The 12688-nt window shown below is 59.7% G+C and carries 11 protein-coding genes and 3 tRNA genes; 3 read left to right on the top strand and 11 right to left on the bottom strand.

Features of this window, described 5'->3' with window-relative positions:
* The 6 genes from LG30_RS0111115 to dauA form a co-directional block, all read right to left on the bottom strand.
* On the bottom strand, nt 1-1642 hold a 1642-nt coding region (locus LG30_RS0111115), incomplete at its 3' end, for a heme lyase CcmF/NrfE family subunit (RefSeq protein WP_033130779.1).
* 147 nt (nt 1643-1789) lie between these two features.
* On the bottom strand, nt 1790-2281 hold the full coding sequence (gene ccmE, locus LG30_RS0111110) for a cytochrome c maturation protein CcmE (protein ID WP_033130778.1): 492 nt from the start codon (nt 2279-2281) through the stop codon (nt 1790-1792).
* Nucleotides 2278-2484 (bottom strand): heme exporter protein CcmD, encoded by a 207-nt coding sequence (ccmD, locus tag LG30_RS0111105; protein ID WP_033130777.1) that lies wholly within the window; start codon nt 2482-2484, stop codon nt 2278-2280. The genes ccmE and ccmD overlap by 4 nt, the downstream gene beginning before the upstream one ends.
* A gap of 2 nt (nt 2485-2486) precedes the next feature.
* Nucleotides 2487-3227, bottom strand: a complete 741-nt coding sequence (locus LG30_RS0111100) for a heme ABC transporter permease (protein WP_033130776.1) — start codon at nt 3225-3227, stop codon at nt 2487-2489.
* A gap of 637 nt (nt 3228-3864) precedes the next feature.
* Nucleotides 3865-3952, bottom strand: a tRNA-Ser gene (locus LG30_RS0111095).
* A 182-nt stretch (nt 3953-4134) separates the two neighbouring features.
* A complete protein-coding gene (gene dauA, locus LG30_RS0111090; protein ID WP_033130775.1) occupies nt 4135-5871 on the bottom strand; it encodes a C4-dicarboxylic acid transporter DauA in 1737 nt (578 codons plus the stop codon).
* A 571-nt stretch (nt 5872-6442) separates the two neighbouring features.
* Between dauA and LG30_RS0111085 the strand changes: the two genes are divergently transcribed.
* Nucleotides 6443-6518 (top strand) — tRNA-Asn (locus LG30_RS0111085).
* Between the two features lie 2 nt (nt 6519-6520).
* Nucleotides 6521-6596, top strand: a tRNA-Asn gene (locus LG30_RS0111080).
* A gap of 40 nt (nt 6597-6636) precedes the next feature.
* Here LG30_RS0111080 and LG30_RS0111075 read toward each other — a convergent pair.
* The 5 genes from LG30_RS0111075 to LG30_RS0111055 all read right to left on the bottom strand — a co-directional run bounded on the left by LG30_RS0111075 (nt 6637) and on the right by LG30_RS0111055 (nt 11676).
* A complete protein-coding gene (locus LG30_RS0111075; RefSeq protein ID WP_033130774.1) occupies nt 6637-7356 on the bottom strand; it encodes an ABC transporter ATP-binding protein in 720 nt (239 codons plus the stop codon).
* Nucleotides 7353-8243 (bottom strand): ABC transporter ATP-binding protein, encoded by an 891-nt coding sequence (locus LG30_RS0111070; protein ID WP_033130773.1) that lies wholly within the window; start codon nt 8241-8243, stop codon nt 7353-7355. Before LG30_RS0111070 ends, LG30_RS0111075 begins: the two co-directional genes overlap by 4 nt.
* Nucleotides 8240-9532, bottom strand: coding sequence for a high-affinity branched-chain amino acid ABC transporter permease LivM (livM, locus tag LG30_RS0111065; protein WP_033130772.1), 1293 nt, complete (start codon nt 9530-9532; stop codon nt 8240-8242). Before livM ends, LG30_RS0111070 begins: the two co-directional genes overlap by 4 nt.
* A gap of 9 nt (nt 9533-9541) precedes the next feature.
* Complete coding sequence (locus tag LG30_RS0111060) at nt 9542-10456, bottom strand: ABC transporter permease subunit (protein ID WP_033130771.1); 915 nt, start codon at nt 10454-10456, stop codon at nt 9542-9544.
* A gap of 98 nt (nt 10457-10554) precedes the next feature.
* A complete protein-coding gene (locus tag LG30_RS0111055) occupies nt 10555-11676 on the bottom strand; it encodes a branched-chain amino acid ABC transporter substrate-binding protein (RefSeq protein WP_033130770.1) in 1122 nt (373 codons plus the stop codon).
* A 506-nt stretch (nt 11677-12182) separates the two neighbouring features.
* On the opposite strand from LG30_RS0111055, the gene LG30_RS0111050 reads away from it, so the two are divergent.
* Nucleotides 12183-12638, top strand: a complete 456-nt coding sequence (locus LG30_RS0111050; protein ID WP_033130769.1) for a hypothetical protein — start codon at nt 12183-12185, stop codon at nt 12636-12638.
* Nucleotides 12639-12688: the final 50 nt, after the last annotated feature.

Raw genomic sequence — 12688 nt, 5'->3', positions numbered from 1 at the left:
AGTTGGGGCCGTTCTTCTCCTTGATGCCGGCGAAGACGAACTCGTAGTCGGCGAACTGCGCCCGATCGCCGACCTGCATGCGCAGGTCCTTCTCGATGCTGTAGTTCTGGGTGCAGGCGATACCGATGATGCTGACCGCCAGCCCCACATGACCCAGGATCATGGCCCAGTGGCTGTTGCCGAGGCGGCGAACACCGGTGGTGAAGCCGTGCTTGTGGGTGGCACGCACCCAGGTCTCCTGCACGCTGGTGACGATGATCCAGGTGCCGAGCCCGATGCCGAGCGCGGCCCAGGGCTTGAACTCCCCGGCAAACAGCTGCGGCAGCCCGAAGGCGGCGACCAGGCTCAGCCCCAGCGCCAGCACCACCTTGCCCTTGAGCTCACCGAGCTCCTGGCGGCGCCAGCGGAACAGGGGCCCCAGCCCCAGCAGCAAGGCGAAGGGGATGATCAGCCAGCTGTAGATGTGGTTGAAGAAGGGAGTACCGATGGAGATGCTGCCGAGCCCCAGCTCCTTGTGTACCAGGGGCAGCAGGGTGCCGAGCAGCACGGTCAGCAGACCCGCCACCAGCAGGATATTATTGCCGAGCAGCAGGGTCTCGCGGCTCCACAGCTCATGCTTGCCGTGGCTCTTGACCTGGGAGCCCTTGAAGGCAAACAGCAGCAAAGAGGAGCCGATCACCGCCAGCAGGAAGCCGAGGATGAACAGGCCGCGGGTCGGGTCGGAGGCGAACGCATGGACCGACACCAAAATACCGGAGCGCACCAGGAAGGTGCCGAGCAGGCTCAGAGAGAAGGCAGACAGCGCCAGCAGCACAGTCCAGGCCTTGAAGCTGGCGCGCTTCTCGCTCACCGCCAGTGAATGCAGCAGGGCCGTGCCCGCCAGCCAGGGCATGAAGGAGGCGTTTTCCACCGGATCCCAGAACCACCAACCGCCCCAGCCAAGCTCGTAATAGGCCCACCAGGAGCCGAGCACTATGCCGAGCGTCAGGAAGACCCAGGCCGCCATGGTCCAGGGACGGGACCAGCGCGCCCAGGTGGCGTCGAGCCGCCCGGTCATCAGGGAGGCGATGGCGAAGGCGAAGGCCACCGAGAAGCCCACGTAGCCCATATAGAGCATGGGTGGATGGAAGATGAGGCCGGGATCCTGCAACAGTGGATTGAGGTCACGCCCATCCACCGGGAAGTACGGCAGGGTGCGGGTGAAGGGATCCGAGGTGAACAGCACGAAGGCGGTGATGCCGATCGAGATGAGGCCGAGCACCCCCAGCACCCGCGCCACCGCATCGAGCGGCAGGCTGCGGCTCAGCAGCGCCACGGCGGCGGTCCAGCCGCCGAGCGTCAACGCCCACAGCAGCAAGGATCCCTCGTGGGCACCCCACACCGCCGAGATGCGGTAGGCGAGCGGCAGCAGGCTGTTGGAGTTGGTGGCCACATACTGCACGGTGAAGTCGTTGTCCACAAAGGCCCAGGTCAGGCAGAGGAACGACAGCAGCAGCAGCAGGAACTGGGTATAGGCCAGCGGCCTGGCCGCCGACATCATGCCGAGGCGACCCAGTTTGGCACCGAGCAGCGGGTAACTTCCCAGCAGCAAGGCGGTGGCGAAGGCCAGGATCAGTGCAAATTGCCCCAGTTCAGGGATCATGGCTGACTTCCTTTCAATTGCGCCGCGACCAGAACCGGTGCACAGGCATGAGACGGTGAGCATTGCGCCAACACATCAGGGATCATGAACGACTTCCTTTCGATGGCGCGGCAAGGCTGGATAAACAGGACGGCAGGACGAACGACCTCATTGCTGAACGCTCTTCAACTGCGCCTCTGTGTATTGCGGCTTGAAGTGCAGGCCGTTGGTGGCGTCGGCCACTTCCGGCGGCATGTAGTTCTCGTCGTGCTTGGCCAACACCTCGAAGGCGGCCACCGTGGTGGCATCCTTGAGGGCGCCCTGGGCGACGATGCCCTGCCCCTCGCGGAACAGATCCGGCAAGATGCCGTCATATTCAACCGCGACCATTTTGCCGCCGTTGTCGATCAGCTTGAAAGTCACCCTGAGGCTCTGGGGATCCCGTACCACTGTGCCGGGCACCACCAGGCCACCGATCCGCAGACGCTGCCCCGCCTCGGGTTTGATCTTGTCCGGCCCCTTGCCCTCCACCAATTCGCTCGGGGTATAGAAGAGATCGATGTTCTGGCTGAGGGCATAGAGCACCAGACCGGTCACGCTGGCGAGGCCGAGGCTGATGGCCAGGATGATGGTGAGCCGTTTCTTGCGTCTCGGGTTCATAGGGTGTTCTCCATCTGCTGGGCCGCCTGGCGGCGGGTCTCGCGCGCCTGCTTGCTGCGCAACTCATTGAGCAGGCTGCGGGTCTTCAACCGGGTGGTAATAATGACGCCGATGAGGCCGAGCGCGACGAAGCCATAGGAGAGCCAGACGTAGAAGGCGTAACCGCCCATGGCCATGAAGTCACTGAATGAGGCAAAGTGCATGCTTACTTCTCCAGCCTGGCGATGTCGGCGACCCAGGGGCGATGCCACTCCCGCATCAGCAGTTCATTCCTGAAACGCATCAGGGTCAGGGCGCCGAGGAAGGTCGCGAACGCCAGCATCATGATGAGCAGCGGCCACAGCATCTCGGGGGACATAGAGGGTTTATCCAGCTTGCTGATGGTGGCGCCCTGGTGCAGGGTGTTCCACCACTCCACCGAGTAGTGAATGATGGGCAGGTTGATCACCCCCACCAGCGCCAGTATGCCGGCGGCGCGTCCCGCCACTACCTTGTCGCTGAAGGTGTTGTAGAGCGCGATGACGCCGAGATAGAGGAACAGCAGGATGAGCTCGGAGGTGAGGCGGGCATCCCAGACCCACCAGGTACCCCACATGGGCTTGCCCCAGGCAGAGCCTGTCAACAGGGCCAGGGCGGTGAACAGGGCCCCCACCGGCGCCATGGCGGCCACCGTCATGTCGGCTATGCGCAGTTGCCACACCAACCCGATGAAGGCCGCCACCGCCATGGTCGCGTAAGCCCCCATGGAGAGCGCGGCGGCAGGCACATGGATATAGATGATCCGAAAGGAATCCCCTTGCTGGTAGTCAGGGGGCGCGAAGGCCAGACCCCAGACGGTGCCGACGACGAAGGCAAGCAGGCTGGTCACGGCAAACCAGGGCAGCAGGGTCCCGGCCAGCCGGTAGGCTCGCTCGGGTTTGGCATAGGGGTGCAACCATTTCCACATAGCTCACAGAACCTTTCAGTTATTAATTATTAGTGGCGGGCCTACCATACCCACTGCCGGAAAACATCACATCCCCTGCGAACGATAATCCACCATCCCCTTGATCTATCTCAACAAAGCGCCCTGAAACCAGCTTCATAAGGGCCTTGTTGTGTCAGTCGCCTCTTGATGCAGATCCGTAGCGCAAGCGGACCAACCCCCTGCGGACTGGCGGAAGCAGCGAGGATGATAGTGCGAGCTGAACAGTGGATATCAGGGTCCGGCTAACCAACCGATGGCCGCTGGTTCATCCGGTGATTGATGTCATAGGACTCAAGCGCCCTGGCGAAGGGGAATGGAAGCGGTGCAGACACGGCAAGCAGAGGTGGGGCTGGGAGGGGCGATCGATGAGAGCCCAGATATGGGCAGCCGCAGTCTATGGCAAGCGGGGGCGCGTTGATCCAGAGGAGAATACGGGCAGAGCAGGGCAAGCCAGAGCTACACAATGCCTTCGCAAGAGGAAGGGGGCCTAATCGTTGCCGCTTTGATTGTTGCTTGGACACATGATGGAGCCACCCGGCGGATCCAGGGAGAAATCACGCAAAGACTATAAACGAAAAAACCCAATGAAGTTCATTGGGTTTTTTCACTTTCAATTTGGCGGTGAGGGAGGGATTCGAACCCTCGATACGTTGCCGTATACACACTTTCCAGGCGTGCTCCTTCAGCCACTCGGACACCTCACCAAATTTTCGACTGCGCTTTAACGTGTCCAATCACCACGCCGTTCTCGTCGCTGTTGCGCTGGAACGGGGCGTAAGATAAGGGATAGGTGCAGACCGGTCAATCTCATTTTTTACTTTTTGCAATCAATTGCTCAATTACCGAACCAACTGACCAAAAACAGGCCGTTCCCTATCCCTTTCAGTCAATTTTCAGCCACTTCGTGCAAGTGTTCTCCTCTGATGGCCTCCTCCAGCGAGCCGTAGAATTCCAGCTCACCCGGGATGGGACGCACCCTGGCCCGGGCCAGGGTCTTGAGGGGCTGGAACTGCAACTCGGCCACCTTCAGCGGCACGCCTGCCTTGGCCATCCGCCTCGCGAACTGCTGGAAGGCCGACAAGCCCCCTGCGTCGAGGATGGAGACGGCCTCCATCTGCAGGATCAGCGCCTTGTGATCCTTGACCTGGGCCAGCAACTCGTCGAAGACCCGCTCCGCCGCCGCAAAGAACAGGGGGCCGTTGATCTTGTAGATCAGGGTCTGTGCCGGCACCTCGCTGGCGTAACGCTTGTGCTCGGCCAGGTTGTGCAGTCGGGTCATCTTGGCGATCTCGCGCACAAACAGCAGGGATGCCAGGATCACCCCGAAGGTGATGGCGATGACCATGTCGAAGATGACGGTCAGGGAGAGGCAGACCAGCAGCACCAGCACATCCGAGCGCGGCGCCCGGCGGATCAGATCCACCACCTTGTGGGCTTCACTCATGTTCCAGGCCACCAACAGCAGCAGCGCGGCCATGGCGGAGAGCGGCAACCAGGAGAGCCAGGGGGCCAGCACCAGGATGGCGGCCAGCACCACCAGCGCATGCACTATGCCGGAGATGGGCGAGGTAGCCCCGGCCCGCACGTTGGCGGCGGAGCGCGCAATGGCGGCCGTCGCCGTGATGCCACCGAAGAAGGGCGCCAGGATATTGCCCAACCCCTGCCCCACCAGCTCACCATTGGAGCTGTGCTTGCGCCCCGTCATGCCATCCAGCACCACGGCGCAGAGCAGTGATTCGATGGCGCCCAGCATGGCCATGGAGAAGGCGGCAGGCAGCAACCGCTGAATGGCCTCCAGATCCCAGACCACGGGCGCACCGTCCGGCCCGGGCAGGGACCAGGGCATCATCAGGGTCGGCGCTATGGGCGGGATCCCCATGCCCTGGGTGCCATCGGCCAGGGTGTAGCTGAACTTGCTGCCGATGGTGGCCACGTCCACGCCCACACTGTGCAGGCCCACTCCGAGTCCGACCCCCACCAGCACGGCCGGCAGATGGCCCGGCACCGGCAGCCGCAATCTGGGCCAGAGCAGCAGCACGGCCAGGGTAGCCACCCCCACCAGGGTATCCCCCCACTGCCAGCTTGGCAGGGCCAGGGCCAGCGCCTCGACTTTGCCGACATAGGTTTCCGGCATCTCGGCCACGGTGAGGCCGAAGAAGTCCTTGATCTGCAAGGTGGCGATCACGATGGCGATGCCGCCGGTGAAGCCCAGGGTGACCGAGGGCGGGATGTATTCGATCAGGCGGCCGAGCCGGGCCATGCCCATGGCCACCAGGAAGAAGCCGGAGAGCAAGGTCGCCATCAAGAGGCCACCGACCCCGAACTGCTGGGCCACCGGATAGAGGATCACCACAAAGGCGGCGGTCGGCCCCGAGATGGAGAAGCGCGATCCCCCCGTCACGGCGATGACAATGCCGGCGATGATGGCGGTGTAGAGGCCATGCTGGGGCGGCACGCCGCTGGCGATGGCCAGCGCCATGGCCAGCGGAATGGCAATGATGCCGACCGTGATGCCGGCGATGAGATCGCGACCGAAGCGCGCAACGCTATAGGGTTCGTCGAAACAGGATTGGCGCAATGCGATAGCCAGCTTCACGCCTTGTAAGGAAGCTTGATTGTGCATGTCTAGGGTAATACCAGAAGAGGGAGACAAAGGCCGGAGTGAACCGGCACCCGATCATCATCAAGGGCCGGCAGAGCTGTCGACGCGGCGATGGTATCGAGGGCAACCATACCCGAGCCGGCAAGATAATTCGATGGGCAGGATCAAGAAATGGCCATTACCCCACAGTATTGCCGTGGATGAGCGGTATATCGCCGATGTTTATCGTCATTTGAGTTATCCGCGATCATCTAACGACTCGGGGCTGCGCAAGCTGGCTGCCGCTGCCCGGCCCTCAGGCAGCGGCGCCTTGAGCGGCTAGATGTAGCCTGTACCTGCCCATCAACGCCGCAGCGGATGCCTCTCCCCCGCACCTTTGAGCCGCGCTCGCCCAGCCAAGCCCTACCAGACAAGACAGAGCCGCCTGACCGGTGCCAGATAGCTATCCCAAGCTGCTGATTGTGCTGAAAATAGTCCACAACGACCAAGTTTTGGGCAAACGGACCGAAAAGCCATTTTTTGCGCAAGGTTACGGGTTGACACTCGTCCGGGGGATCATTAATATCCGCACCGTCTCGACGAGACAGGCAATTCCTCCTTAGTTCAGTCGGTAGAACGGCGGACTGTTAATCCGTATGTCACTGGTTCAAGTCCAGTAGGAGGAGCCAATTCCCTCGTAGTTCAGTCGGTAGAACGGCGGACTGTTAATCCGTATGTCACAGGTTCAAGTCCTGTCGAGGGAGCCATCTTCTAAAGCCCGCTTAGGAAACTGAGCGGGCTTTTTTGTTATTCTGCCCCCCCCAGATAGGCTCTGCGCACCTCCTGGTTACCCAGCAACTCCTCACCAGTGCCGCTTAACCGGATCTTCCCGTTGACCATCACATAGCCACGATCGGACAGCTTCAGCGCGTGATGGGCGTTTTGCTCGACCAGGAAGATCGTCATGCCGCTTTGCGCCAGCTCTCGCAGCGTATGCAGGATCTGTTTCACTACGATGGGGGCAAGCCCGAGGCTGGGTTCATCCAGCAACAACAACTTGGGGCGACTCATCAGCGCACGGGCGATGGCCAGCATCTGCTGCTCCCCCCCTGACATCGTCATCGCCCGTTGCTTGCGGCGCTCTTTCAAACGCGGAAACAGATCGAACATGGTCTGCATATCCTGCGCCCCATGGCGATCGCCTATTGGTATGGTGCCCATCAGCAGATTCTCTTCGACCGTCATGTCGGGGAAGATCCGCCGTCCCTCCGGGGCCTGGGCAATGCCCGCCGAGGCGACGAAGTGTGTCGAGCGATGGCTGATCTCTTCGCCGCAAAACAGGATCTGACCGCTGCGGATCCGTGGCTGACCAAAGATCGACATCAACAACGTGGATTTCCCGGCCCCATTGGCGCCGATCAACGCCACTGTTTCCCCTTGATGCACCTGCAGGCTGACCTGTTGCAGCGCCTGAATGGCGCCATAGAACACATCGACGTCACGAAACTCCAGCATCGCCTCGCTCATGCGCAGACCTCGTCTTCGTCGGTGCCAAGATAGGCGGCAATCACCTTATCATCATGTTGAATTTGTTCAGGTTTACCCTCTGCAATCACATCGCCGTGATCCAGCACTATGATGTGGTCCGAGATCTCCATCACCATGCCCATGTCGTGCTCAATCAACAGCACTGTGATGCCGTGATGATCGCGCAGAAACCGGATGATCTTGCTGAGGGTGCGCGTCTCCACCGGGTTGAGTCCGGCGGCGGGTTCATCGAGGCAAATCAGCTCCGGGGCCGTGCACATGGCGCGGGCAATCTCCAGCCGTCGTTGCTGGCCATAGGACATCTCCCCCGCCAACCGGTTGGCACAGTCCACCAGATCCACCACCTCGAGCCAGTAAAACGCGCGATCCAGCGCGCGGCTCTCGGCCCGCCGGTACGCCGGGGTGTTGAGCACACCGGCCAGCAAGTTGCGGTTGACCTGCATGTGCTGGGCGACCAGCAGATTTTCCACTACCGACATCTCCCTAAACAGGCGGATATTCTGGAAAGTACGCGCAAGCCCGGCACGGTTCACCAGGTGGGTGCCACCAAACATCTTGTAGAAGATGCGCTGCCCCAGCTGCGCCGGGTTGACCCAGTCACCTGGCTGGAATTTCTGACCGAGGACCTGGATCACATTGGTCGTTTCATTGCGTGCGTTGAAAAAAATATTGCCGCCGGTCGCCCGGTAGAAACCGGTCAGGCAGTTGAACACCGTGGTCTTCCCCGCGCCGTTGGGGCCGATGAGTGCGGTGATGGAGCCACGCCGCACCTCGAGACTCACGTCGTTGAGCGCCTTGATGCCGCCGAAGGAGATCATCAGATGCTCGACGCTCAGGATCATGTCGTTCAATGGATGAGTTGTCATGGTGCCACCCCTTTTCGCACCGCGAAGCCGCTGCGGTTAATGCGGATAAGGCCCCGCGGCCGCCAGATCATCATCGCCACCATCAACATACCAAACAGCAACACCCGGTACTCGGCGAAGCCGCGCAGCAGCTCCGGCGTGACCGTCAGCACAAAGGCCGCCAGCACGACACCAATGGTCGAGCCCATGCCGCCCAGCACTACTATGGCGAGGATCAGGGCCGATTCGAAGAAGGTGAATGAGGTCGGGTTGACGAATCCTTGATAGGTGGCAAAAAACACCCCGGCAATCCCTGCGGTGGATGCCCCGAGCGTGAAGGCGGAGAGTTTGACCAAGACGTGGTTCAGCCCCATGGAGCGGCAGGCGACTTCATCTTCCCGCAGCGCCTCCCAGGCGCGCCCGATCGGCATGCGGGTCAGGCGATGTTTGACATAGAGCACCCACACCACCACCAGCACCAGAATGGTATAGATGAAGATGAATTTAAGATTGGGGTTATAGGTGAGCTCAAAGAATTCATGAAAGGGCACACCGCCCTGCTCTTTCGCCCGTCGCCCAAACTCCAGACCAAAGAGCGTGGGTGGCGGGGCAGAAATCCCGTTTGGACCGCCGGTAAAGGCCAGCCAGTTATTCAAGATCAGGCGAATGATCTCCCCGAAACCGAGCGTCACAATCGCCAGGTAATCCCCATGCATGCGCAACACCGGAAACCCCAGCAAGGCCCCGGCCGCCGCCGAGATCAGCGCCGCCAGCGGCAACATGGACCAGAACCCAAGGCCGAGATATTGATAGCCAAGCGCAAGGCCATAGGCACCAATGGCATAGAAGGCGACGTACCCCAGATCCAGCAAACCGGCCAGGCCCACCACAATGTTCAATCCCAAGCCGAGCAGCACATAAATCAGGCCGAGGATCGCCACCGTCAGCACATATTTGGTGGCAACGAAGGGGAAACAGATGGCCAGCGCGAGCACCAGCGGAATAATCCAGCGCAGGGGATTCTTGTAGTCGGGAGCCCGCACATAGACGCCCGAGTTGTCCGTTTCAAAAAAAGCGAGCAGGCGGGTCCCCACGGCCGTGGTCAAGAAGGCGCTCATCAGAAAACGCCCAGCCATGACGGCCAGGATGATCCACAGCAATCGTTGTCCTGCGAAATTAAAGCTGTAGCCATCCAGCACCACGCCGACGATGGGGCCAAAAATAATCAGCGCCACCAAGCCGGCAAAAATCGCATCCAGCAGGCAGCGCTTGAGGGAGAATCCGTCCTGTAACCTCGTTTGTGATGTCATGTCGGGGCCTCACACCTTGGTAATGACGGGGCGGCCAAGCAGCCCCTGCGGACGGAAGATGAGGATCATCACCAACAACCCGAACGAAAACACATCCTTGTAATCGGAATTCACCATCCCCGAGAATTGCGCCTCCGCAATGCCCAGAACCAGCCCCCCCAGCATGGCGCCTGGCAGGGAACCAATGCCCCCCAGCACGGCGGCGGTGAAGGCCTTGATGCCGATGATGAAGCCGACATAGAAATCGAAGGTGCCGTAGTTGAAGGTGATCAAGACGCCGGCCAGCCCCGCCATGGCGGCCCCAATCACAAACACCAGCGAGATGATGCGATCGGTATTGATGCCAATGATCGAGGCCATTTTTCGATCCTGCTGCACCGCCCGGCACATACGCCCCAATTTGGTATTACTGATGATCCAGGTGAGCAATAACATGCCTGCAAAGGAGGCAATCAAGATAAACACCTTGGTGTAGGTTATCTGGACAAAACCGTCGTCGATATGAAAACGGAATACCCCGTCAAGCAAGGTAGGCACCCCTTGCTGGCGCGGCCCCTGGCTGATTTGTGCGTAATTTTGCAAAATTAATGACATGCCGATGGCGGAAATTAGCGGTGCCAGGCGAGTTGAGTTACGCAGCGGTTTATAAGCGATGCGCTCTATGGTCCAGCCATATACACCCGTCACCACTATGGTGAATACCAGGGTGCCGAGGATCAACAATGGAAAAGAGTGCAACCCGAAGAACGACAATAACGCCAGACCAATGGCGCTGAGATAAGCAGAGATCATATACACCTCGCCATGAGCGAAGTTGATCATGCCGATAATGCCGTAGACCATGGTGTATCCGATGGCAATCAAACCGTAGACGGAACCCAGCGTTAATCCATTGATCAACTGCTGCAGGAAAAATACATCCATCCTAGTACGCTCTCGTTATGGGTCGCGAAGACCTGGTGTTTATAGAGCGCCGACTCCCGTCGGCGCTGAGCGTTTTCCACTGTGCCGTTATTGGGCCGTTACTGGACTTCTTTATATTTCCCCTGGTCATCCCACTCATAAACCACGTAGTCGGAAACTTTCAGATCGCCTTTGCTGTCCCAGGACTTTTTACCCATTACCGTCTCAACCGTGTTCGCCTTCAGCCAGGCACTGGCCTTTGCGGAGTCCGTGCCACCGGCGGCCTTGAATGCCGCGGCAATGGTTTGCACCGAGGCGTAGGCATAGAGGGTGTAGCCTTCCGGCTCAAATTTATTGGCGCGGAATTTCTCGATGACCGCTTTGCCGTCCGGGATCAGACGCGGGTCCTGGCCGAAGGTCATATAGATACCCTTGGTGTATTGCGGGCCACCGGCTGCCGTGACCATCTCGGCGTTGACAATGCAATCGCCCGAGAAGAACTTGGCAGACACGCCCTGCTCACGCATCTGGCGAACCAGCGGGCCGCCTTCCGGGTGACAGCCACCGAAGAACACCACATCGGGTTTTTGCGCACCTATCTTGGTCACCAAGGCGTTGAAGTCTTTTTCGCCGCGCGACAAGCCCTCGTACATCACGTCTTTAACGCCGCGCTTGGCCAGCGCCGCCTTGGTCGCATCGGCAAGCCCCTGCCCGTAGGTATCTTTATCGTGAATGATCACCACCCGTTTAGCCTTGAGCTTGTCGATGATGAAGTCACTGGCAACCTGCCCTTGCTGGTCATCGCGTCCGCACATGCGGAACATGTCGCTCATGCCGCGCTCGGTGACCAGCGGGTTGGTCGACCCCGGGGTGATGGCGATGATCCCGGCGTCGTTGTACACCTCGGAGGCGGGCATGGTCGAAGATGAGCAGAAGTGGCCGACCACCGCATTCACTTTGTCCTGATCAACCAGGCGGTTGGCCACGGCGACTGCCTGTTTGGGTTCACAGGCGTCATCCCCCTGCACCAGCTTGATTTTTTCGCCATTGATCCCGCCTGCGGCGTTGATGTCATTCGCGGCCTGAGTCGCCCCGTGCCAATACTGATCGCCATAGGTAGCGTTCGGCCCGGTGAAGGGGCCTGCCACACCAATCACAATATCCGCCTGGGCGGAAAACGCCGTGACCAGACAACCCGTCAACACAAGGGAAATAGGACTTCTGATGAGCTTTATCGACATTATGCTGTTCCTTAGCAAAGAGGTTTATGTATGTGAAGTTGAACGTTTCGATGGCGCGACCAACCCAACAGCAAACACGAGAACTAAATGCACGAAGCGAACTTAATCCAGACATTATCCTGTGAAGTGGAGGTGGGGTTCTTACACTCGCTGCGAGCTGAAAAAAGCTAAGCAAATGATTGCCATAGTTGCAAATCGATAAGAAAAATTTTGACCTGCCACAGTATAGGGCGCCGTTTTGGGCGACCCGGCGCGACAAGGTGGAATTACGGCGGGGATCACATCCGCTTAAAAATAACGAAAATGAATCATACGGTGGCCAGAATATTTGCTACCTTGCGCCATCTGCCGTAATAGCTCATACAGCCATCTCATTTTATATCCGGCTCATGACCCCCCTCCCTATGCCAAGTTACCCGCGGCAGGGTATGGGCAAGGGGGTAGCCGTTGGCAAAGTGCAGTACTAAAGTAGACAGGTGAATATCCCGACAGCAGAAGCGAGCAGCATGATGCATAAAACCCTTATAACGGCGGTGGCCCTGACCCTGCTGACTCAATCCCCCGCCCACGCCATCAGCGCCAAATATCGGCAGCAACTCGAACATTCCGGCTGCACCCAGGCTTCCGAGCTGCAAGGGTGCGATATCACCAAGAGCAAGGCCGAGAACGCCAAGGCCGGCTTTGACAACACGACCACGCCTCCAAGTGCGGATGCCACGCCCTATGCAGGACAGTGGGTTGCCAAAAACGGCGAAGGCACCACAGTCGCCACCATCCGGATCGATGACAAGGAACAGGTCTGGGTCAATGGCCAACCGGTCAAGGCGAAACTCTCTGATGGCGCCTTGGTGTTCAAGCAAGGCAGCATCACCTTCACCCTTCAGGGTGATCGCCGTCTGCAGGGGGAAGATGTGTGGCTCGATAGCGATGCCGGCACTAAGGGCCTCATCAATCTCGAATAACACCCAGCGTGCCCGGCTCACGGCCGGGCCAGCTATCCCTATGCCCCTTC

The sequence above is a fragment of the Aeromonas aquatica genome, from assembly GCF_000764655.1.
Taxonomy (GTDB): Bacteria; Pseudomonadota; Gammaproteobacteria; order Enterobacterales; family Aeromonadaceae; genus Aeromonas; species Aeromonas aquatica.
The sequence above is the reverse complement of the archived record's forward strand: the minus strand, read 5'-3'. Positions and strand labels throughout refer to the sequence as shown.